This window comes from Cronobacter turicensis, from assembly GCF_041222865.1.
Lineage (GTDB): Bacteria > Pseudomonadota > Gammaproteobacteria > Enterobacterales > Enterobacteriaceae > Cronobacter > Cronobacter turicensis.
Genome location: NZ_CP165997.1, coordinates 2,755,396 through 2,776,581, shown reverse-complemented (window position 1 = coordinate 2,776,581; position 21,186 = coordinate 2,755,396). Strand labels below are relative to the sequence as shown.

Genomic DNA, 21,186 nt, shown 5'->3' with positions numbered 1-21,186 from the left:
CTGGCAGCGTGTGCAGGGCATCACGCCCATCATGATTCTGAAAAGATGGGTAAATTACCAAAAAATCAGGTTTTTCTTCTGTCGAAAATGTCAGCCTTATGGCTACAGTTAGGGACAGTAAGCGATCCCGTACCGGGGTCGGTCGTATTCTGAGGGATAACAATGAAAAAAATCGCCGTTACCTGTGCTTTGCTTTCCGCGTTTGCCGTATCGTCCGTCTGGGCGGATGCCGCAGGCGATTTGAAAAGCCGCCTCGATAAAGTCAGCAGCTTCCACGCCAGCTTCACCCAGAAAGTGACCGATGGCAGCGGGGCCGCTGTGCAGGAAGGCCAGGGCGATCTGTGGGTTAAACGTCCGAATCTTTTCAACTGGCATATGACGCAGCCGGATGAAAGCGTACTGATTTCCGACGGTAAAACGCTGTGGTTCTACAACCCGTTTGTTGAGCAGGCGAGCGCTACCTGGCTGAAAGACGCCACCAGCAATACGCCGTTTATGCTGATTGCGCGTAACCAGAGCAGCGACTGGCAGCAGTACAACATTAAACAGAACGGTGATGATTTCGTGCTGATGCCGAAAGCCAGCAGCGGCAACCTGAAGCAGTTCACCATTAACGTGAGCCGCGACGGCACCATCAATCAGTTCAGCGCCGTCGAGCAGGACGATCAGCGCAGTAACTATGAGCTCAAATCCCAGCAGAATGGCGCGGTGGATATGAGCAAATTTACCTTTACGCCGCCGCAGGGCGTAACGGTGGACGACCAGCGTAATAAGTAAGTAGAGGTCCGGGTGGGCAATCTTTCGCTCGATTTTTCCGAAAATACCTTTCAGCCTCTGGCCGCGCGTATGCGGCCAGAAAATCTGGCGCAGTATATCGGGCAGCAGCATCTGCTGGCGCCCGGTAAGCCGCTGCCCCGCGCTATCGAGGCCGGGCATCTTCACTCCATGATCCTCTGGGGCCCGCCGGGCACCGGTAAAACCACGCTTGCCGAAGTCATCGGGCGCTACGCGAACGCCGATGTGGAGCGTATTTCGGCGGTGACATCCGGCGTGAAAGAGATTCGTGAAGCCATCGAGCGCGCCCGTCAGAACCGCAACGCGGGCCGCCGCACAATTTTGTTCGTCGACGAAGTGCATCGCTTCAACAAAAGCCAGCAGGACGCCTTCCTGCCGCATATCGAAGACGGCACCATTACGTTTATTGGCGCGACCACGGAAAATCCGTCGTTTGAGCTGAACTCGGCGCTACTTTCCCGCGCACGCGTCTACCTGCTGAAATCCCTGACGGTTGAGGATATCGAACAGGTGCTGACGCAGGCGATGAATGACCGTGAGCGCGGCTACGGTGGCCAGGATATCGTATTGCCGGATGAAACCCGACTCGCCATTGCGGAGCTGGTCAACGGCGATGCGCGACGCGCGCTCAATACGCTGGAAATGATGGCCGATATGGCGCCGACCGACGACAGCGGCAAACGGGTGCTGAAACCCGAACTCCTGACGGAAATCGCTGGCGAGCGCAGCGCCCGCTTTGATAATAAAGGCGACCGTTTTTACGATTTGATTTCCGCGCTGCATAAGTCGGTGCGCGGCTCCGCACCCGATGCGGCGCTCTACTGGTATGCGCGTATTATTAGCGCAGGCGGCGATCCTCTTTATGTGGCGCGTCGTTGCCTGGCGATCGCCTCCGAGGATGTGGGCAATGCCGATCCGCGTGCCATGCAGGTGGCGATTTCCGCATGGGACTGCTTTACGCGCGTCGGCCCGGCGGAAGGCGAAAGGGCGATTGCCCAGGCGATTGTCTATCTTGCCTGCGCGCCGAAGAGCAACGCGGTGTATACCGCTTTCAAGGCCGCGCTTAGAGACGCGCGTGACCGCCCGGATTACGATGTGCCGGAACATCTGCGCAACGCCCCGACGAAGCTCATGAAGGAAATGGGCTACGGGCAGGAGTACCGTTATGCGCATGACGAACCCAACGCCTACGCGGCTGGCGAAGACTATTTCCCTGCGGAAATGGCACAAACACGCTACTATCACCCCACCAACAGAGGTCTTGAAGGCAAGATTGGCGAAAAGCTAGCCTGGCTTGCTGAGCAGGATCAGAAAAGCCCCACAAAACGCTACCGCTAACGCGATCGTTGCGGTAAGGTTAATCGTTGAATACCCGTGCGATCGCAGGCTGCGGTCGCCTTTCCCTTTTCTTTTTTCGATAAGCACAGGATAAGCATGCTCGATCCCAATCTGCTGCGTACCGAGCCAGACGCAGTCGCAGAAAAACTGGCACGCCGGGGCTTTAAGCTGGATGTAGATAAGCTGGTCGCTCTTGAAGAGCGTCGTAAGGTTCTGCAGGTAAAAACTGAAAATCTGCAGGCTGAACGTAACTCGCGATCGAAATCCATCGGCCAGGCGAAAGCGCGTGGGGAGGATATTGAGCCGCTTCGTCTGGAAGTGAACAAACTCGGCGAAGAGCTTGATACGGCGAAAAACGAGCTGGATGCGCTGCTGGCTGAAATCCGCGATATCGCGCTGACCCTGCCTAACCTGCCGGATGATGACGTACCGCTGGGCAAAGACGACAGTGAAAATGTGGAAGTCAGCCGCTGGGGCACGCCGCGTAAATTTGATTTCGAAATCCGCGATCACGTGACGCTTGGCGAAACGCTGGGCGGCATGGATTTTGCGAGCGCCGTGAAGCTGACCGGCTCTCGTTTTGTGGTGATGAAAGGGCAGATTGCCCGTCTGCACCGCGCGCTGTCGCAGTTTATGCTGGATCTACATACCGAAGAGCATGGCTATAGCGAAAACTATGTGCCGTATCTGGTGAACCACGATACGCTCTACGGCACCGGCCAGCTGCCGAAGTTCGCAGGCGATCTGTTCCATACACGTCCGCTGGAAGAAGAAGCCGACAGCAGCAACTACGCCCTGATCCCGACGGCGGAAGTGCCGCTGACGAACCTCGTGCGCGATGAGATCATCGACGAAGAGACGCTGCCTGTCAAAATGACCGCGCATACGCCGTGCTTCCGTTCTGAAGCGGGTTCTTATGGCCGCGACACCCGTGGTCTTATCCGTATGCACCAGTTCGACAAAGTAGAAATGGTGCAGATTGTACGCCCGGAAGATTCCATGCAGGCGCTGGAAGAGATGACAGGTCATGCAGAGAAAGTACTGCAACTTCTGGGCCTGCCGTATCGTAAAGTGCTGTTGTGCTCTGGCGATATGGGCTTTGGCGCGCGTAAAACCTACGACCTGGAAGTCTGGCTTCCGGCGCAGGATACGTATCGCGAAATTTCCTCTTGCTCCAACATGTGGGATTTCCAGGCTCGTCGTATGCAGGCGCGCTGCCGTAGCAAGTCAGATAAAAAGACCCGTCTGGTGCACACGCTGAACGGTTCTGGTCTGGCGGTAGGCCGTACGCTGGTCGCTGTGCTGGAGAACTATCAGCAGGCGGATGGCCGTATCGAAATCCCTGAAGTACTGCGTCCGTATATGAAAGGGCTTGAGTTCATCGGTTAAGGTGAATCGTCCGTTGTTTTAAAAGCGCCTGCGGGCGCTTTTTTCGTTTTGACCCCGCCTTTTTTTATCAGAATTATTGATAAATTTTTTCATCGATATCCGCGGAGTATTATTCAGCTAACTTATTATTCTTTATAGATAAAGATAAGCAAAAAGCGTCGGCGCCGGAGCGGATAAATGAAGGCTGTTCATCGATGGTCTGTTTCGGCCTGATAAGACGATTTCTGGCAGATTGACTTTGCCGTGGCTGGTGGCATGATGCGCACGAATTCTTACCTTCCTCACGGTTTTATCCATGTCTATCTATACCCGGCCAGTGGTGCTTTTGCTCTGTGGCCTTCTTCTGCTGACCCTGGCGATAGCGGTGTTAAACACGCTGGTACCGCTGTGGCTTGCCCATGACAATTTACCGACCTGGCAGGTTGGTATGGTCGGCTCATCCTACTTTACCGGCAACCTGCTGGGCACGCTGATTACCGGCACGCTTATCAAGCGCTATGGATTTAACCGCAGTTACTACATCGCCTCGCTGATTTTCGCCGCTGGCTGCGCAGGGCTTGGCGTGACGCTCGGCTTCTGGAGCTGGCTTGCGTGGCGTTTTATCGCCGGTGTCGGCTGCGCCATGATTTGGGTGGTCGTGGAGAGCGCGCTGATGTGCAGCGGCACGGCGCGCAACCGCGGGCGTCTGCTGGCGGCGTATATGATGGTCTATTACCTGGGCACCGTCGCCGGGCAACTGATGGTCAGCAAACTGCCGACCGACCTGATGAGCGTTCTGCCGTGGGTGACAGGCATGGTAATAGCGGCCATTCTGCCGCTGCTCTTTACGCGTATCGTGAACAGCAGTAGCGAGCATCAGGAGAAAACGCACGTCTGGCCGATGTTTAAGCTGCGTCAGGCGCGTCTTGGCGTTAACGGCTGCATTATCTCTGGCATCGTGCTGGGCTCGCTGTATGGCCTGATGCCGCTGTATCTCAACCATCAGGGCGTGAGCGACTCCGGGATCGGCTTCTGGATGGCGGTGATGGTCAGCGCCGGGATTATCGGGCAGTGGCCAATCGGTAAACTGGCCGATCGCTTCGGGCGCCTGCTGGTGCTGCGCGTGCAGGTGTTCGTCGTGATTGTGGGCTGTATGGCGATGCTGGCGCAGGCCGCGATGGCGCCAGCGCTGTTTGTGCTCGGTGCTGCGGGTTTTACGCTTTATCCGGTTGCTATGGCCTGGGCCTGCGAAAAGGTTGAGCATCATCAGCTGGTGGCCATGAATCAGGCGCTGCTGCTGAGCTATACCATCGGCAGTCTGTTGGGGCCGACCTTTACCGCCATGCTCATGCAGAGCTATTCAGACAGCCTGCTGTTCGTAATGATTGCCAGCGTGTCGTTTGTCTACCTGATGATGCTGATGCGCAAAGCCGGACATCATCCTACACCGGTTGCACACGCCTGATAACAAAACGCCCGCATCATGCGGGCGTTGTTTTTAGTACATCACTTTGTGGCCGTACTGCTCCAGAATCCCTTTAACGCGCTCCATCGTTTCCTTTTTCGGTGGTTTCACGCCATCAAGCTTATACTCTTCGCCCATCGCTACCCATTTGTGCTTGCCTAACTCATGGTAGGGCAGCAGTTCGATTTTCTCGACGTTGCCCATATCACGGGTAAATTCGCCCAGGCGATGTGCGGAATCATCATCATCAGACCAGCCAGGAACGACGACATAGCGGATCCAGGTTTTGATGCCTTTGGCTGAAATATATTTGGCGAACTCCAGCGTGCGGTGGTTGGATACGCCAACCAGGTTCTGGTGGATCTCATCGTTCATCTGCTTGAGATCGAGCATCACCAAATCGGTGACTTCCAGCAGCTCATCAATCACCGGATCGTAGCGACGCACGAAACCGTTGGTATCGAGGCAGGTGTGAATACCTTCTTTCTTACAGGCGCGGAACCAGTCGCGCACGAATTCCGCTTGCAGTATCGCCTCGCCGCCGGACGCCGTGACACCGCCGCCGGACGCGTTCATGAAATGCCGGTAGGTCACGACCTCTTTCATTAACTCTTCAACCGTAATTTCTTTGCCACCGTGTGTGTCCCAGGTGTCGCGGTTATGGCAATAGAGGCAGCGCATCAGGCAGCCCTGAAAGAAGGTAATAAAGCGGATCCCCGGCCCGTCGACGGTGCCACAGGATTCATAGGAGTGAATGCGACCAATAACTGACATTGCGGTGTTATCTCCAGTTCAGGCCCGATACAACAGGGCCGGGTGAGCGCGGTCTGTGCCGCGTCGAGTCTTTTTTGCGAGATAACTGAAGTATAGTCAGTCGCCTTGCAGAAAAGGCTAATACCGGGGTGGGTTATAAGAAAGGCCCCACAAACGTGGAGCCTTCATTTTACGCATTTTCAGTCAGAGCGGGTATTACATTGTCTGAGTGAAAGTACGGGTGATGACGTCCTGCTGCTGCTCTTTGGTCAGCGAGTTGAAGCGCACCGCGTAGCCAGACACGCGAATGGTCAGCTGCGGATATTTCTCAGGATGTTCCATCGCATCCAGCAGCATTTCACGGTTCATGACGTTCACGTTCAGGTGCTGACCGCCTTCGATGGACGCTTCATGGTGGAAGTAACCATCCATCAGGCCCGCCAGGTTGGTTTTACGCACTTCGTCGTCTTTACCCAGCGCGTTCGGCACGATAGAGAAGGTATAAGAGATACCATCTTTCGCGTAGGCGAACGGCAGTTTAGCAACGGAGGTCAGAGAGGCAACAGCGCCTTTCTGGTCACGGCCGTGCATCGGGTTAGCACCCGGGCCGAACGGTGCGCCAGCGCGGCGGCCATCCGGGGTGTTACCGGTTTTCTTACCATAAACTACGTTAGAGGTAATGGTCAGCACGGACTGGGTCGGGATAGCGTTGCGGTAGGTTTTCAGCTGCTGAATTTTCTTCATGAAACGTTCAACCAGGTCAACCGCCAGGTCATCCACGCGAGCGTCGTTGTTACCGAACTGCGGGTATTCGCCTTCGATTTCGAAGTCGATTGCCAGACCATCTTCATCACGAATCGGTTTAACTTTCGCGTATTTAATGGCAGACAGGGAGTCAGCCGCAACAGACAGACCGGCGATACCACACGCCATGGTGCGGATAACGTCGCGATCGTGCAGCGCCATCAGCGAGGCTTCATAGCTGTATTTGTCATGCATGTAGTGGATGATGTTCAGGGCGGTGACGTACTGTTTCGCCAGCCAGTCCATGAAGTGATCCATACGTTCCATGACTTCGTCAAAGTTCAGCAGATCGCCTTTGATCGGTGCAGATTTCGGACCTACCTGCATTTTCAGTTTTTCATCAACGCCGCCGTTGATAGCGTACAGCATGGTTTTCGCGAGGTTAGCGCGAGCACCGAAGAACTGCATTTGCTTACCAACCACCATCGGGCTTACGCAGCAGGCGATAGCGTAGTCGTCGTTGTTGAAGTCCGGACGCATCAGGTCATCGTTCTCGTACTGCAGAGAAGAGGTGTCGATGGAAACTTTCGCCGCGAATTTTTTGAAGTTCAGCGGCAGTTTTTCGGACCACAGGATAGTGATGTTCGGCTCCGGAGACGGCCCCATGGTGTACAGGGTGTTCAGGAAGCGGAAGCTGTTTTTGGTCACCAGCGTACGGCCGTCAACGCCCATACCGCCAACGGATTCGGTCGCCCAAATCGGGTCGCCGGAGAACAGCTCATCATATTCCGGGGTACGCAGGAAGCGCACCATACGCAGTTTCATGACCAGGTGATCGATCAGTTCCTGGGCTTCCTGCTCGTTGAGTTTGCCAGCTTTCAGGTCGCGTTCGATGTACACGTCAAGGAACGTGGAGACGCGGCCGAAGGACATCGCTGCGCCGTTCTGGGATTTCACAGCAGCCAGATAGCCGAAGTAAGTCCACTGTACGGCTTCCTGAGCGTTAGTCGCCGGACCGGAGATATCGCAGCCATATTTCGCTGCCATCTCTTTGATTTGACCCAGCGCGCGGTGCTGTTCAGCAATCTCTTCGCGCAGACGGATAGTCGCTTCCAGGTTTACACCGTTTTCCAGATCAGACTGCAGGGAAACAAACTGCGCGTATTTGTCTTTTATCAGGAAGTCGATACCGTACAGCGCAACGCGGCGATAGTCACCGATGATACGGCCACGGCCGTAAGCATCCGGCAGACCGGTCAGCACGCCGGATTTACGGCAGTTCAGGATATCTTTGGTGTAAACGTCGAATACACCCTGGTTATGGGTTTTACGGTATTCGGTGAAGATTTTTTTCAGTTGCGGATCGAGCTCGCGGTTGTACGCTTTGCAGGAACCTTCAACCATTTTGATGCCGCCAAACGGAATAATGGCGCGTTTCAGCGGAGCTTCAGTCTGCAGGCCAACAATTTTTTCGAGCGTCTTGTTGATATAACCTGCGTCATGCGAGGTGATGGTGGACGCCACGGAAGTGTCAAAGTCTACTGGCGCATGAGTGCGGTTCTCCAGTTTGACGCCTTCCATAACTTTGTCCCACAGTGAAGTGGTGGCTTCTGTTGCGCCAGCCAAGAAGGATTCATCACCCTCGTATGGCGTGTAGTTTTTCTGGATAAAGTCGCGGACGTTGACTTCATTCTGCCAGTCGCCTTTCGCGAAACCTTCCCAGGCTGTGGCTAACTTTTCATTAAGCTCGGACATGTAACACCTACCTTCTTAAGTGGATTTTTTATTTACTGCCTGGAACAACTATCAGCGATGGTCGTCGCCACGCAGGTAAATGACCCAGTATGTCAATCCGACAAGTAACCCCCACCAATAATATTACCTATGGTTACCGGTATCAGGTTATCGATGATGAAATTCATCACGGTCAGATGAGAAAATTGGTCTGGCGAAGCGTGGATCGCGCTCCAGAACTCCGGGCTGCCAAAGTGACGAATCACTATCCCCATCGGGATCATAAACATGTTGGCGATACTGTGTTCGAAACCGCTGGCCACAAACATGCCGACCGGCAGAATCATAATAAAGGCCTTATCGATAAGGCTGCGTCCTGAGTAACTCATCCAGACGGCCAGACACACCATCAGGTTAGCCAGGATGCCGAGGCAAACCGCCTCAATAAACGTATGTTCAACTTTATGCGACGCGGTCTGCAGGACGTTGAGTCCCCAGCCGCCGTTGGCGGTCATATACTCGCCAGAAAGCCACATCAGTAAAACAAAGAGCAGGGCGCCAATCAGGTTGCCGATATAAACATTCAGCCAGTTGCGCGTCAGTTGACCCCAGGTGATGCGACCGCTGGCTTTAGCGACCACAATCAGCACCGTTGAAGTAAAAAGATCGGCGCCGCAAATGACGCAAAGAATCAGACCGAGTGAGAAACAGATGCCGCCAATCAATTTTGTAATGCCGAAAGGCATTGCGGCAGCGCCGGTGGTGGCGGTGATATAGAAAACAAAAGCAATGGAAATGAATACGCCAGCCGTAATTGCCAGATAAAACGTCTTTAACGGATGTTTGGTGGCTTTGTACACACCCGCTTCTTCGGCAACTTTCGCCATCGCAGCGGGGAGTAAGGAGTCAAAAGGGTTGTCAGCTTTCACACTAACTCTCTCTTTATTTATTCGGCGAGTTGATACTAACAAAGCATGATGTAGTAAAATTTGATATGGATCATATCTCGCCAGGTTTGCAGGACTGAAAGGCGTCTGGTTTTTACGCAATTTCAGCTTAACTTTTTGATTATCCAATAAAAAATAAATTTTAAAAATTATTAAAAGTTTTGAAAAAAAAGCTTTTTACCTCTCCCTCTAAGGTGTTAACCATTATGACTTTTTGACTAAAAAAGGTAACAAATAAGCCTGGTGGATATATTGCATATTCACCAATATTTAACTCATTATTTACAATTAAATTTTTAGCCAGACAAATAAAAACGGGGCCGTAAACGTGCCCCGTCATATTTGCTAAACATAAGTGTGAAGCAGGTTAATTGATATGCGTTATATCAATTTCCTTGCCAAAACTTAGCCTTGGCGCGCTGAAGCTTCTCATAGGCCGTCAGCAGCGACTGGTGCGCCGGGAAAGCTTTCAGATCGCTGTCGACCGGCTGCAGGCCGTAGAAAGGCGCTTCGCCGCTGATGGCCGCGCTGGCGGCTTCCACTGCTTCTGCGCCATACATACGTACAAACGCGTTCAGGTATTGCAGCGGCTCGCGCTCTTCTTCCTGCGCCAGCAGCAGCAGCGTCTGCAGGCAGCGATAGTAGTTGGCGCGCTCAGCGCTGAAGACCGAGGCGTTAAATTCCATGGTCCATTCGGTCCAGATCAGCGCCTGCTCCAGATCGCCGCCAGCCAGCGCCAGCATCGCTTTCAGTTCGCCGATGCGCAGGGTATACCAGCCATTGTCTTTACCGGTCGCCAGCCCCAGCAGCTCACGCACGCGGGTAAAATCGTCATGGCCTTCTTCGTCAAGCTGGGCGATAAGGTTCAGGTAATCTTCTTTTTCCCACTCGCTGCCCGGCAGAGCCAGCAGGGTTTCGCGCAGATGGCTGCCCATACTATTGTTGGCGAGCAGCAGATCTTCCGCCGGGTAGATATCGGACATGCCCGGCACCAGAATACGGCAGGCGTAAACGCCCAGATGCTCGTAATCGGCGATGTACACTTCTTTATCTTCAGCGTTGAAGATCGCCATCAGGGTGGCGAACTCTTCTTCCGTGGTGCCGGCGAAGCTCCAGTCCACAAACGGGTAATCGGCGTCCTGCTTGAACATATCCCAGGAGATCAGACCGCTGGAGTCGATAAAGTGCGTCTCAAGGTTCGCGTGCTCGGCTACTTCTTCGTCATCGAAGGTGGGCGGCGTAAACACGTCGAGATCTTTCAGGCCCCGGCCCTGGAGCAATTCAGTAACGGTACGTTCCAGCGCTACGCCGAAATCAGGATGCGCGCCGAAAGAGGCAAAGCAAGTGCCGTTGGTCGGGTTAAACAGCACGACGCAGATAACCGGGTACTGGCCGCCCAGCGACCCGTCGTAAGCAAAAATCGGGAAGCCTTCAGCTTCAAGGGTATTGATAGCCTCGACCACGCCAGGATAGCGCGCCAGCACCTCCTGGGGGATCTCCGGCAGGCTGATGCTCTCGGCAATAATGCGGTTCTTGATGTGACGTTCAAAGACTTCGGAAAGTCCCTGAACGCGGGCTTCATTGCGGGTGTTGCCTGCAGACATACCGTTGGATACATACAGGTTGCCCACGATGTTCATCGGAATATAGACGGTTTGCTCGTCCGACTGACGGGTAAATGGCAGGGCGCAGATGCCGCGCTCTTCATTACCGGACTGCAGGTCAATCAGCATGCTGGCGGTCAGCTCGTTCTCCGGATCGTAAAACGCGCGCAGGCGGGCATCGAGAATGCCTTCCGGCAGCGCGTCGCTCTGCGGGATCGGGAACCATTTTTCGTTCGGATAATGTACGAACGGGCCGTTGGCGATCGTATCGCCCAGCCAGAAATCGGCGAAGAAGTAGTTAGTGGAGAGACGCTCAAAATATTCGCCCAGCGCGGAAGCCAGCGCGGCTTTTTTGGTAGCGCCTTTGCCGTTGGTAAAACACAGCGCGCACTCTTTGTCGCGAATATGTACGGACCAGACGTTCGGCACCGGGTTCAGCCAGGAGGCTTCTTCAATATTAAAGCCCAGATCGGTGAGTTTCTGCTGGAAGCGAGCGATGGAGTCTTCCAGAGCGGCATCTTTGCCGGGGATGAAGGTTTGAGTCATGGGATCCACTTTTGTCGTACGCAAAGCGCGCAATGATACGGATTTTAGCCCGTATACGCCATCGTCCCGCCCGACGCAGCAAAAATAAATCTTACGGCTATGCTTAATGAAGATAACTCCCTGTTATGGCGTAAGAAAAATATGAAAGCTTTCGATTTGCAACGGATGGCGCTTGACAAGTTTCCTCTTGAATTTCTGGGTGAAGTCGCGCTGCGCAGCCTTTATACCTTTATTCTGGTCTTTCTGTTTCTCAAAATTACCGGGCGACGCGGCGTGCGTCAGATGTCGCTCTTTGAAGTGCTGATCATTCTGACGCTTGGCTCAGCGGCGGGGGACGTAGCGTTTTATGACGACGTGCCGCTGCTGCCGGTGCTGGTGGTCTTCGTTACGCTTGGCGTGCTCTATCGTTTGGTGATGTGGCTGATGTCCTGTAGCGAAAAGCTTGAGGATCTGCTGGAAGGCAAGCCGCGCATTATTATCGAAGATGGCGAACTGGCCTGGGAAAAACTCAACCGGGAGAACATGACGGAATTCGAGTTTTTTATGGAATTACGCACCCAGGGCGTCGAGCATCTGGGCCAGGTGCGGCTCGCCATCCTTGAGGCCAATGGTCAAATCAGCATCTATTACTTTCCCGATAAACTGGTGCGCCCCGGATTGTCGATTCTGCCGGAGTATTGCAGCGAGCGTTTTGAACACATTCCGGAAACCGGCGATTACGCCTGCATCCGTTGCAGTGAAGTGGTGACGTTTGACGCGGGCGTGAAACCGGCCTGCCCGCGCTGTAAAAACCATATATGGGTGAAGGCAAGCACCGCGACCCGCGTCACCTGACAGCAAATTCCACCGCCAGCAGGCGCTGCGCTGGCGGATTGTGTTGTGTGATTTGGCGCACATTCCCCCCGGCGCCAGGATTAGCCGTTGCAGCCCTGTCAACGGAATGATAAAACCGATAGCCACAGGAAAAACTTATTGCTTTTAGCGTGGTGAGGGGAAATGGCTCAGGTCTACAATTTTAGTTCTGGCCCGGCGATGCTGCCGGCGGATGTGTTACGAGTGGCTCAGGAAGAGTTGCGTGACTGGCAGGGGTTAGGCACCTCTGTGATGGAAATCAGCCACCGCAGCAAAGAATTTATTCAGGTGGCTGAACAGGCGGAACAGGATTTTCGCGATCTGCTGGAGATCCCCTCAAATTATAAAGTTTTATTCTGCCACGGCGGCGGACGCGGGCAGTTCTCCGCACTTCCGCTGAACCTGCTGGGCGACAAAACCACCGCAGACTATGTTGATGGCGGCTACTGGGCGGCAAGCGCCGTTAAAGAAGCCAAAAAATACCTGACGCCGAACGTGATCGACGCGAAAATCACCGTCGATGGCAAACGCGGCATCAAGCCGATGAGTGAATGGCAGCTCTCTGCGGACGCGGCTTACATGCACTACTGCCCGAATGAAACTATCGACGGCGTCGCGATTAACGATACGCCTGATTTTGGCGACGCCATCGTCACTGCGGATTTCTCCTCCACCATTCTTTCTCACCCGATTGATGTCAGCCGTTACGGCGTTATCTACGCGGGCGCCCAGAAAAACATTGGCCCGGCGGGCCTGACGCTGGTTATCGTGCGCGAGGATCTCCTCGGCAAGGCGCATGCCGCTTGTCCGTCGATTCTGGATTACAGCGTGCTGAACGAGAACGACTCCATGTTCAACACGCCGCCGACGTTTGCCTGGTATCTGGCGGGCCTGGTCTTCAAATGGCTCAAAGCCAAAGGCGGCGTGGCGGCGATGGATAAGATCAATCAGCAAAAAGCGGATCTACTTTATGGCGTGATTGATAACAGCGATTTCTACCGCAATGATGTGGCGACCGCTAACCGTTCACGTATGAACGTGCCGTTCCAGCTCGCCGACAGCAACCTGGATAAACTGTTCCTCGAAGAATCTTTCGCCGCGGGTCTGCATGCGTTGAAAGGCCACCGCGTGGTAGGCGGCATGCGCGCCTCCATTTACAACGCGATGCCGCTCGAAGGGGTTCAGGCCCTGACCGACTTTATGGTTGATTTCGAACGCCGCCACGGCTAATCCTCCCGTTACGTTTCGCCCCGCGGCTGCCGTGGGGTTTTTATTCTGTTTTATTGAGACTTTTTCCATGCAGGAATCCCTGACCTTACAACCCATCGCGCGCGTGGATGGCACCATCAACCTTCCAGGCTCCAAGAGCGTTTCCAACCGGGCGCTGCTGCTGGCCGCACTGGCGAAAGGCACCACCACGCTCACTAACCTGTTAGACAGCGATGACGTGCGCCACATGCTCAATGCGCTGAAAGCGCTCGGCGTTAATTATTCGCTTTCAGAGGATCGCACCCGCTGTGAAATTCAGGGGCAGGGCGGGCCGTTCAATACGCTCGTGGAGCTGGAGCTGTTTTTAGGCAACGCGGGCACCGCGATGCGTCCACTGGCGGCGGCGCTGTGCCTTGGCACAAACAACGTGGTGCTGACCGGCGAGCCGCGCATGAAAGAGCGCCCGATTGGACATCTGGTGGACGCGCTGCGTCAGGGCGGCGCGGACATCATCTATCTGGAGCAGGAAAACTATCCGCCGCTGCATCTGAAAGGCGGGTTTTCAGGCGGCAATGTGACCGTTGACGGCAGCGTCTCCAGCCAGTTTCTGACCGCGCTGTTAATGGCGGCGCCGCTGGCGCCGGCCAACACCGCCATCGACATCAAAGGCGAGCTGGTGTCAAAGCCCTATATTGATATCACGCTGCACCTGATGAAAACCTTCGGGGTTGAGGTCGAAAACCAGAACTACCAGCGTTTCGTTATCCAGGGCGGCCAGCAGTATCAGTCGCCTGGCCATTACCTGGTGGAGGGCGACGCGTCTTCCGCTTCTTATTTCCTTGCGGCGGCGGCCATTAAAGGCGGCACCGTGAAGGTCACGGGTATCGGGCGCAACAGCGTGCAGGGCGATATTCGCTTTGCCGATGTGCTGGAGAAAATGGGCGCGCAGATCGTCTGGGGCGACGATTTCATCAGCTGCACCCGCGGCGAGCTGAACGCGATTGATATGGATATGAACCATATTCCCGACGCGGCGATGACCATTGCCACCGCAGCGCTGTTCGCTCAGGGCACGACCACGCTTCGCAATATCTACAACTGGCGCGTGAAGGAAACAGACCGTCTGGCGGCGATGGCGACCGAACTGCGCAAAGTTGGCGCCACGGTCGAAGAGGGGCATGACTTCATCACCGTGACGCCGCCTGCGCAGTTGCAGTTTGCGGATATCGGCACCTATAACGATCACCGCATGGCGATGTGCTTCTCGCTGGTGGCGCTCTCCGACACGCCGGTCACGATCCTTGACCCGAAATGCACCGCTAAAACCTTCCCCGATTACTTCGCGCAACTCGCGCGCATCAGCCACTCCGCCTGACCGCGCTTGCGCCCCGTATCACAAGTACGGGGCGTCGGCTAGCCGTTATTTTTCGGATAAGCGCCCGTGTTTCAATAATGTTAATCTGCCGCCGGGTTAATTGACCCGCAGCTTTTTTACGTTGAATCCATGGACGATTTATTATGAAAAACAATAAAGTACTTTTAAGTTGCCTCGTTGCGGCGGCGCTGGTGTCTGGCTGTAAAAATATGGGCGCGCTTAACGGCGACGCGCTGGCGAAATCCGGTATGTCTGCCTATCAGGCCGCCACGCTCAGCGATGCGGACGTTAAAAAACTGTCCGATCAGGCTTGTGCTGAAATGGACAAGCAAAACCCGGTTGTTCCAGCGTCCAGCAAATACACTAAACGCCTGAATAAAATCGCGAAGGCGCTCGGCAATAACATCAACGGCACGCCGGTAAACTACAAGGTTTACCAGACCCCGGAAGTTAACGCCTGGGCGATGGCGAACGGCTGTATCCGCGTTTACAGCGGTCTGATGGACATGATGACCGACAACGAAGTGGAAGCGGTGCTGGGCCATGAAATGGGTCACGTGGCGTTAGGCCATACCCGTAAAGCCATGCAGACTGCTTACGCGACCGTTGCGGCGCGCGATGCGGTATCCGCTACCAGCGCCGTGGGCGCGCAGCTCTCTGACTCTGAACTGGGCGAAATGGCGCAGGGCGTTATCAACTCCGCGTTCTCCCGCAGCCAGGAGTCCGAAGCAGACGACTTCTCTTATGACCTGCTGAAGAAACGTAAAATCAGCACCAAAGGCCTCGTGACCAGCTTCGAGAAACTGGCGAAACTGGATGCCGGCTCTGAGAAATCGATGTTTGATTCTCACCCGCCTTCAGCGGAACGCGCTCAACACATCCGCGATCGCATCGCTGCAGACAAGAAATAATCCTCCTCTCCCGGACTGGCGGCGAGCCGGTCCGGGCATCTGCGCCCAATTCTTCTACACTCAGCCACAATGGCGGCGATATTTTGCCGGAAAGATAACAGTCTGCGGTGATGAGGCGTATAATGCGCCGCGTTCACGTTGCAGGCCTGCCATTTGTTATTGAAGGAGAAAAAGATGACGGCATCCGTCCCGGTAATCACAATCGATGGCCCAAGCGGCGCAGGCAAAGGCACGCTCTGTAAAGCGATGGCTGAAACCCTGCAATGGCATTTGCTGGATTCCGGCGCCATCTATCGGGTTCTCGCGCTGGCCGCCCTGCATCATCATGTCGATGTCGCTTCTGAAGAAGCGCTCGTTCCGCTGGCCGCCCACCTGGATGTACGATTCGTCGCGCAACAGGGCGAGCTGGAAGTTATCCTTGAAGGCGAAGACGTCAGCGCCGAGATCCGCACGCAGGACGTGGCGAACGCCGCCTCGCAGATCGCCGCGTTCCCGCGCGTACGCGAAGCGCTGCTGCGCCGTCAGCGCGCGTTTCGTGAAGCGCCCGGCCTGATTGCTGACGGGCGCGACATGGGAACGGTCGTTTTCCCTGATGCGCCAGTGAAAATCTTCCTTGACGCTTCCTCGGAAGAACGCGCCCATCGCCGCATGCTACAGTTGCAGGAAAAGGGCTTTAGTGTTAACTTTGTACGCCTTTTGGCCGAGATAAAAGAGCGCGACGATCGCGATCGTAACCGGCCAGTAGCGCCGTTAGTGCCTGCGCACGATGCTCTGGTGCTGGATTCGACCAGCCTTAGCATCGAAGAGGTGATTGAAAAGGCGCTCGATTACGCCCGTGAAAAACTGGCGCTCGCGAAATAACGCGACCTTATTCTGAAGTACCCACTGCAACGGATTGTGAGTGGGCATGTTAAACAACCCCACCCGGAAGTGAAGCCAGGTGGACGTTAAATTGAAGAATCCTGAAGATTATCAATATGACTGAATCTTTTGCTCAACTATTTGAAGAATCCCTTAAAACAATCGAAACCCGCCCGGGTTCCATCGTTCGTGGCGTTGTTGTCTCTATCGACAAAGACGTAGTTCTGGTTGATGCGGGTCTGAAATCTGAATCTGCGATCCCTGCAGAACAGTTCAAGAACGCGGCTGGCGAACTGGAAATCCAGGTTGGCGACGAAGTTGACGTTGCTCTCGATGCAGTGGAAGACGGCTTCGGTGAAACCCTGCTGTCCCGTGAGAAAGCTAAGCGTCACGAAGCCTGGATCACGCTGGAAAAAGCTTACGAAGATGCTGAAACTGTTACCGGTGTTATCAACGGCAAAGTTAAAGGCGGCTTCACTGTTGAGCTGAACGGTATTCGTGCGTTCCTGCCGGGTTCCCTGGTTGACGTACGTCCGGTCCGTGACACCCTGCACCTCGAAGGCAAAGAGCTTGAATTCAAAGTAATCAAGCTGGATCAGAAGCGCAACAACGTTGTTGTTTCTCGTCGTGCCGTTATCGAGTCTGAGAACAGCGCAGAGCGCGATCAGCTGCTGGAAAACCTGCAGGAAGGCATGGAAGTTAAAGGTATCGTTAAGAACCTCACTGACTACGGTGCATTCGTTGATCTGGGCGGCGTAGACGGCCTGCTGCACATCACTGATATGGCCTGGAAACGCGTTAAGCATCCGAGCGAAATCGTGAACGTGGGCGACGAAATCACTGTTAAAGTGCTGAAGTTCGACCGCGAGCGTACCCGTGTCTCCCTGGGCCTGAAACAGCTGGGCGAAGATCCGTGGGTAGCTATCGCTAAACGTTACCCGGAAGGCACCCGCCTGACTGGTCGCGTAACCAACCTGACCGACTACGGCTGCTTCGTTGAAATCGAAGAAGGCGTTGAAGGCCTGGTACACGTTTCCGAAATGGACTGGACCAACAAAAACATCCATCCGTCCAAAGTCGTTAACGTCGGTGACGTGGTAGAAGTTATGGTTCTGGATATCGACGAAGAACGTCGTCGTATCTCCCTGGGCCTGAAACAGTGCAAAGCCAACCCGTGGCAGCAGTTCGCTGAGACCCACAACAAAGGCGATCGCGTTGAAGGTAAAATCAAGTCTATCACTGACTTCGGTATCTTCATCGGCCTGGACGGCGGCATCGACGGTCTGGTTCACCTGTCTGACATCTCCTGGAACGTGGCTGGCGAAGAAGCCGTTCGCGAGTACAAAAAAGGCGACGAAATCGCTGCCGTTGTACTGCAGGTTGACGCAGAGCGTGAGCGTATCTCTCTGGGCGTTAAACAGCTCGCAGAAGATCCGTTCAACAACTACGTTGCACTGAACAAGAAAGGTGCAATCGTTACTGGTAAAGTAACCGCAGTTGATGCGAAAGGTGCTACAGTTGAATTGGCAGACGGCGTTGAAGGCTACCTGCGCGCTTCTGAAGCTTCCCGTGACCGCGTAGAAGACGCGACTCTGGTTCTGAGCGTTGGCGACGACGTTGAAGCTAAATTCACCGGCGTTGATCGTAAGAACCGCGTAGTAAGCCTGTCTGTTCGTGCGAAAGACGAAGCTGACGAGAAAGATGCAATCGCTTCTGTTAACAACAAACAGGAAGAAAGCAACTTCTCTAACGCCATGGCTGAAGCATTCAAAGCAGCTAAAGGCGAGTAATTGCCTTGACAGATTACAGGTTCCGGCCTGTAATCAGACACTAAGGGCGGCTTTGGCCGCCCTTGTTCGATGATAGCTGTAAGACAATTTTCCTGAATGGAAACCGGAGGAAACATGACCAAGTCAGAATTAATCGAAAGACTTGCAAGCCAGCACTCACATATCCCGGCGAAAGCGGTGGAAGATGCGGTTAAAGAGATGCTGGAACATATGGCCTCTACTCTTGCCCAGGGCGAGCGTATTGAAATCCGGGGTTTCGGCAGTTTCTCCTTACACTATCGCGCACCACGCACCGGGCGTAACCCGAAAACAGGTGATAAAGTCGAGCTGGAAGGTAAATACGTTCCGCACTTTAAACCGGGTAAAGAACTACGCGACCGCGCCAATATTTACGGTTAAGTTTTTATGACTTAACCTTGCAGAGAGCGGTACCTTCGGGTGCCGTTTTTTGTTGATGGCACACTGTTTTGCGAGCCGTCTCGACACTTTTTCTGCAATGGCCGTAACGCCTTAAATTCCTTTCTGCACATCTCGTAATTCTGTTCGTTTCCCCCTGACAATGCACTCTGCTGGCCGCACACTCCTTCGTAACAAGGAGGTGCTTGTGATCCCGTTGCCCGCGTTGAGCTTGTGCGTTATAGCAGGTCTGTCACCGCTACTATTCTTACCCACGCTGCCATCGGTGCCGCAGATAGCCCTGTTCACGCTCATGTCGTCGCTGGCGCTTTTTCTGCGACACCCTGCTGTGCGGTTAGCGGCACTGACGGTGCTCTTTCTCTGCTGGGGACTGCTTGCTGCCCGGCAGGCTACGCAGTCCTATACCTTGCTGACAGGAAAACAGCGCCAGGTTGAAGCGGTTATTACCAGCACTGACGGCGCGACGGAACACCATATAAAAATTATCAGCGTAAATGGTGAACGCTTGTTTCTGCCCCCCGGCGCGGTACTGCGAGGCTCATATTTACCGCAAAAGGTATGCGCCGGGCAGCGCTGGCGGATGACGATACGCCTGCGCCCCGTTCACGGGCAGCTTAACGAGGGCGGGTTTGACAGCCAGCGTTATGCCCTGTCTCAGCATCAACCGCTAACCGGGCGGATTATGGCTGCGCAGTTACTTCATGATGAGTGCAGCTTTCGGGCGCGTTATCTGAACTCTTTCAGCCAGCACATGGCGGCATTTAGCTGGCGGCCGGTGATTCTGGCGCTCGGTTTCGGCGAGCGTGTCGCGCTGACGAATGATGTCAAAATGCTGTTGCGGGAAACCGGCACCGCTCACTTAATGGCAATTTCTGGATTACATATCGGTTTTGCGGGCACGCTGGGGTGGGCGCTCGCGCGCTTGCTGCAATTGCTATTGCCCGCAAGGCGAATCGGCTACCGCTTTCCCTTACTGGCGATGCTGGTCACGGCGGCGCTCTATACCTGGCTTTCCGGAAGTAACCCGCCAGCCGTCAGAACGCTGGTGGCCATCTCGGCCTGGTGTGCGCTGCGCCTCTGCGGCAGACAATGGACGCCCTGGCAGGTCTGGGTTTGCTGCGTAGCGGCCATTCTCTTCTGCGACCCTGTGGCGATATTATCGGAAAGCCTCTGGCTCTCGGCGTTTGCGGTGGGCGCGCTCATTTTCTGGTATCAGTGGATGCCGTTACGCGCAGAAGGGAAATGGCGCCTTTTGAAAAGCCTGCTGCATTTGCAATGCGGTATGACGCTTCTTCTGCTGCCGCTTCAGCTCTTGCTGTTTCATGGCATCAGCCTGACCTCCCTGCTGGCGAATCTTGTCGCGGTGCCTGTCGTCACTTTCATCGCCGTACCGCTGGTGCTGGCAGCTATGATTTTGGATCTGGCGCAGCTAACGTGGCTGGAGGCGGGGGCGGGGTTACTGGCCGACAGGGCGCTGGCGGCGCTTTTCTGGTTGTTGCGCCAGTTGCCTCCCGGCTGGCTTAGCCTGGACCAGCGCTATCAGTGGCTCACGCTCGCGCCGTGGATCATGGTTATTGCGTGGAGAGCTGGCTGGCACCGTATTTCACCAGTCACGTGTAGTATTTTACTTGGCCTACTCACGTGGCCGTTCTGGCAAAAACCGGCAGATGATGCGTGGCGGCTGCATATGCTGGATATCGGACATGGCCTGGCTATCGTCATTGAACGCCACGGCAGAGCCATACTTTATGACAGCGGCAACGCCTGGCCGGGTGGCGACAGCGCGCAACAGACCATCATTCCCTGGCTGCGATGGCAACATCTCAAACCCGAGGGCGTCATTATCAGCCATGAGCATCTCGACCATCGCGGCGGACTGGAGAGCCTGATGCATGCATGGCCTGATATGTGGATCCGCAGCACGCTTCACTGGGCAGGCCACATTTCTTGCGTTAAGGGCGCGCACTGGCGCTGGCAGGGTCTGCTTTTTACCGTTCACTGGCCGCCTGCAGATTATGATGATCAAGGCAATAACCGCTCCTGTGTCGTGAAAGTGGATGACGGCGAGCACAGCGTCCTGTTGACGGGTGATATTGAAGCCCCCGCAGAGTTGGCTATGCTCAAAAAGCAGTGGCGTCACTTGCAGGCGGATATCCTTCAGGTGCCTCACCACGGCAGCCGTACCTCATCCACGCCAACCTTGTTATCGGTGGTGAATGGCAAAGCGGCGCTGGCGTCGGCGTCGCGCTACAACGCCTGGCGATTACCCTCTGTAAAAGTGGTGAAGCGTTATCAGAAGCAGCGATATCAGTGGGTTGATACGGCACACGCCGGGCAGATTTCTGTCTCTTTTTCGCCAGGGCAATGGAAAATCGAGGGGTTAAGAGAACAGATTTCGCCCCGCTGGTACCATGAGTGGTTTGGCTCACCTGCTGAATACAGGTAGAATATGCGGCTATTTCAACGAAAGCTGGTTT

General features: G+C 54.8%; 15 protein-coding genes and 1 pseudogene. 12 read left to right on the top strand and 4 right to left on the bottom strand.

Features of this window, described 5'->3' with window-relative positions:
• Nucleotides 1-162: 162 nt before the first annotated feature.
• The 4 genes from lolA (at nucleotide 163) to AB8W27_RS13260 (ending at nucleotide 4,966) form a co-directional block, all read left to right on the top strand.
• A complete protein-coding gene (gene lolA, locus AB8W27_RS13275) occupies nucleotides 163-777 on the top strand; it encodes an outer membrane lipoprotein chaperone LolA (RefSeq protein WP_015740705.1) in 615 nt (204 codons plus the stop codon).
• A gap of 12 nt (nucleotides 778-789) precedes the next feature.
• Nucleotides 790-2,133, top strand: a complete 1,344-nt coding sequence (rarA, locus tag AB8W27_RS13270) for a replication-associated recombination protein RarA (RefSeq protein WP_015740706.1) — start codon at nucleotides 790-792, stop codon at nucleotides 2,131-2,133.
• A gap of 96 nt (nucleotides 2,134-2,229) precedes the next feature.
• Nucleotides 2,230-3,522 (top strand): serine--tRNA ligase, encoded by a 1,293-nt coding sequence (serS, locus tag AB8W27_RS13265; protein WP_015740707.1) that lies wholly within the window; start codon nucleotides 2,230-2,232, stop codon nucleotides 3,520-3,522.
• Nucleotides 3,523-3,817: 295 nt separating this feature from the next.
• On the top strand, nucleotides 3,818-4,966 hold the full coding sequence (locus AB8W27_RS13260; RefSeq protein ID WP_015740708.1) for an MFS transporter: 1,149 nt from the start codon (nucleotides 3,818-3,820) through the stop codon (nucleotides 4,964-4,966).
• A gap of 33 nt (nucleotides 4,967-4,999) precedes the next feature.
• On the opposite strand, the gene pflA is transcribed toward AB8W27_RS13260, so the two are convergent.
• The 4 genes and pseudogenes from pflA to ycaO form a co-directional block, all read right to left on the bottom strand.
• Nucleotides 5,000-5,740, bottom strand: a complete 741-nt coding sequence (gene pflA, locus AB8W27_RS13255; protein WP_007768776.1) for a pyruvate formate lyase 1-activating protein — start codon at nucleotides 5,738-5,740, stop codon at nucleotides 5,000-5,002.
• A 195-nt stretch (nucleotides 5,741-5,935) separates the two neighbouring features.
• Nucleotides 5,936-8,218 (bottom strand): formate C-acetyltransferase, encoded by a 2,283-nt coding sequence (pflB, locus tag AB8W27_RS13250; protein WP_015740709.1) that lies wholly within the window; start codon nucleotides 8,216-8,218, stop codon nucleotides 5,936-5,938.
• 51 nt (nucleotides 8,219-8,269) lie between these two features.
• A pseudogene (gene focA, locus AB8W27_RS13245) lies at nucleotides 8,270-9,126 on the bottom strand (formate transporter FocA).
• Nucleotides 9,127-9,530: 404 nt separating this feature from the next.
• Nucleotides 9,531-11,294, bottom strand: coding sequence for a 30S ribosomal protein S12 methylthiotransferase accessory factor YcaO (gene ycaO, locus AB8W27_RS13240; RefSeq protein ID WP_015740712.1), 1,764 nt, complete (start codon nucleotides 11,292-11,294; stop codon nucleotides 9,531-9,533).
• 141 nt (nucleotides 11,295-11,435) lie between these two features.
• Here ycaO and AB8W27_RS13235 point away from each other — a divergent pair, with 141 nt between their 5' ends.
• The 8 genes from AB8W27_RS13235 (at nucleotide 11,436) to AB8W27_RS13200 (ending at nucleotide 21,155) form a co-directional block, all read left to right on the top strand.
• Complete coding sequence (locus tag AB8W27_RS13235) at nucleotides 11,436-12,128, top strand: DUF421 domain-containing protein (RefSeq protein ID WP_041924142.1); 693 nt, start codon at nucleotides 11,436-11,438, stop codon at nucleotides 12,126-12,128.
• Between the two features lie 162 nt (nucleotides 12,129-12,290).
• The gene (gene serC, locus AB8W27_RS13230) at nucleotides 12,291-13,376 is read left to right on the top strand and encodes a 3-phosphoserine/phosphohydroxythreonine transaminase (RefSeq protein ID WP_015740714.1); all 1,086 of its coding nucleotides are present in this window, start codon (nucleotides 12,291-12,293) and stop codon (nucleotides 13,374-13,376) included.
• A 67-nt stretch (nucleotides 13,377-13,443) separates the two neighbouring features.
• Nucleotides 13,444-14,730: a 3-phosphoshikimate 1-carboxyvinyltransferase gene (aroA, locus tag AB8W27_RS13225; RefSeq protein WP_015740715.1), complete on the top strand. Its 1,287-nt coding sequence runs from the start codon at nucleotides 13,444-13,446 to the stop codon at nucleotides 14,728-14,730.
• Between the two features lie 143 nt (nucleotides 14,731-14,873).
• Nucleotides 14,874-15,641, top strand: a complete 768-nt coding sequence (locus AB8W27_RS13220) for a M48 family metallopeptidase (protein ID WP_007768798.1) — start codon at nucleotides 14,874-14,876, stop codon at nucleotides 15,639-15,641.
• Nucleotides 15,642-15,815: 174 nt separating this feature from the next.
• A complete protein-coding gene (cmk, locus tag AB8W27_RS13215; protein ID WP_015740716.1) occupies nucleotides 15,816-16,502 on the top strand; it encodes a (d)CMP kinase in 687 nt (228 codons plus the stop codon).
• A 116-nt stretch (nucleotides 16,503-16,618) separates the two neighbouring features.
• A complete protein-coding gene (gene rpsA, locus AB8W27_RS13210; RefSeq protein WP_007768803.1) occupies nucleotides 16,619-18,292 on the top strand; it encodes a 30S ribosomal protein S1 in 1,674 nt (557 codons plus the stop codon).
• Between the two features lie 114 nt (nucleotides 18,293-18,406).
• A complete protein-coding gene (gene ihfB, locus AB8W27_RS13205) occupies nucleotides 18,407-18,691 on the top strand; it encodes an integration host factor subunit beta (RefSeq protein ID WP_004387353.1) in 285 nt (94 codons plus the stop codon).
• A 205-nt stretch (nucleotides 18,692-18,896) separates the two neighbouring features.
• Nucleotides 18,897-21,155, top strand: coding sequence for a ComEC family protein (locus AB8W27_RS13200; RefSeq protein ID WP_015740717.1), 2,259 nt, complete (start codon nucleotides 18,897-18,899; stop codon nucleotides 21,153-21,155).
• The last annotated feature ends 31 nt before the right edge of the window (nucleotides 21,156-21,186 follow it).

Bases quoted from the DNA above. Each gene is read 5' to 3' on its own strand.
- lolA (WP_015740705.1), top strand. From the start codon at position 163: ATGAAAAAAATCGCCGTTACCTGTGCTTTGCTTTCCGCGTTTGCCGTA.
- serS (WP_015740707.1), top strand. From the start codon at position 2,230: ATGCTCGATCCCAATCTGCTGCGTACCGAGCCAGACGCAGTCGCAGAA.
- AB8W27_RS13260 (WP_015740708.1), top strand. From the start codon at position 3,818: ATGTCTATCTATACCCGGCCAGTGGTGCTTTTGCTCTGTGGCCTTCTT.
- pflA (WP_007768776.1), bottom strand. From the start codon at position 5,740: ATGTCAGTTATTGGTCGCATTCACTCCTATGAATCCTGTGGCACCGTC.
- pflB (WP_015740709.1), bottom strand. From the start codon at position 8,218: ATGTCCGAGCTTAATGAAAAGTTAGCCACAGCCTGGGAAGGTTTCGCG.
- ycaO (WP_015740712.1), bottom strand. From the start codon at position 11,294: ATGACTCAAACCTTCATCCCCGGCAAAGATGCCGCTCTGGAAGACTCC.
- AB8W27_RS13235 (WP_041924142.1), top strand. From the start codon at position 11,436: ATGAAAGCTTTCGATTTGCAACGGATGGCGCTTGACAAGTTTCCTCTT.
- serC (WP_015740714.1), top strand. From the start codon at position 12,291: ATGGCTCAGGTCTACAATTTTAGTTCTGGCCCGGCGATGCTGCCGGCG.
- aroA (WP_015740715.1), top strand. From the start codon at position 13,444: ATGCAGGAATCCCTGACCTTACAACCCATCGCGCGCGTGGATGGCACC.
- AB8W27_RS13220 (WP_007768798.1), top strand. From the start codon at position 14,874: ATGAAAAACAATAAAGTACTTTTAAGTTGCCTCGTTGCGGCGGCGCTG.
- cmk (WP_015740716.1), top strand. From the start codon at position 15,816: ATGACGGCATCCGTCCCGGTAATCACAATCGATGGCCCAAGCGGCGCA.
- rpsA (WP_007768803.1), top strand. From the start codon at position 16,619: ATGACTGAATCTTTTGCTCAACTATTTGAAGAATCCCTTAAAACAATC.
- ihfB (WP_004387353.1), top strand. From the start codon at position 18,407: ATGACCAAGTCAGAATTAATCGAAAGACTTGCAAGCCAGCACTCACAT.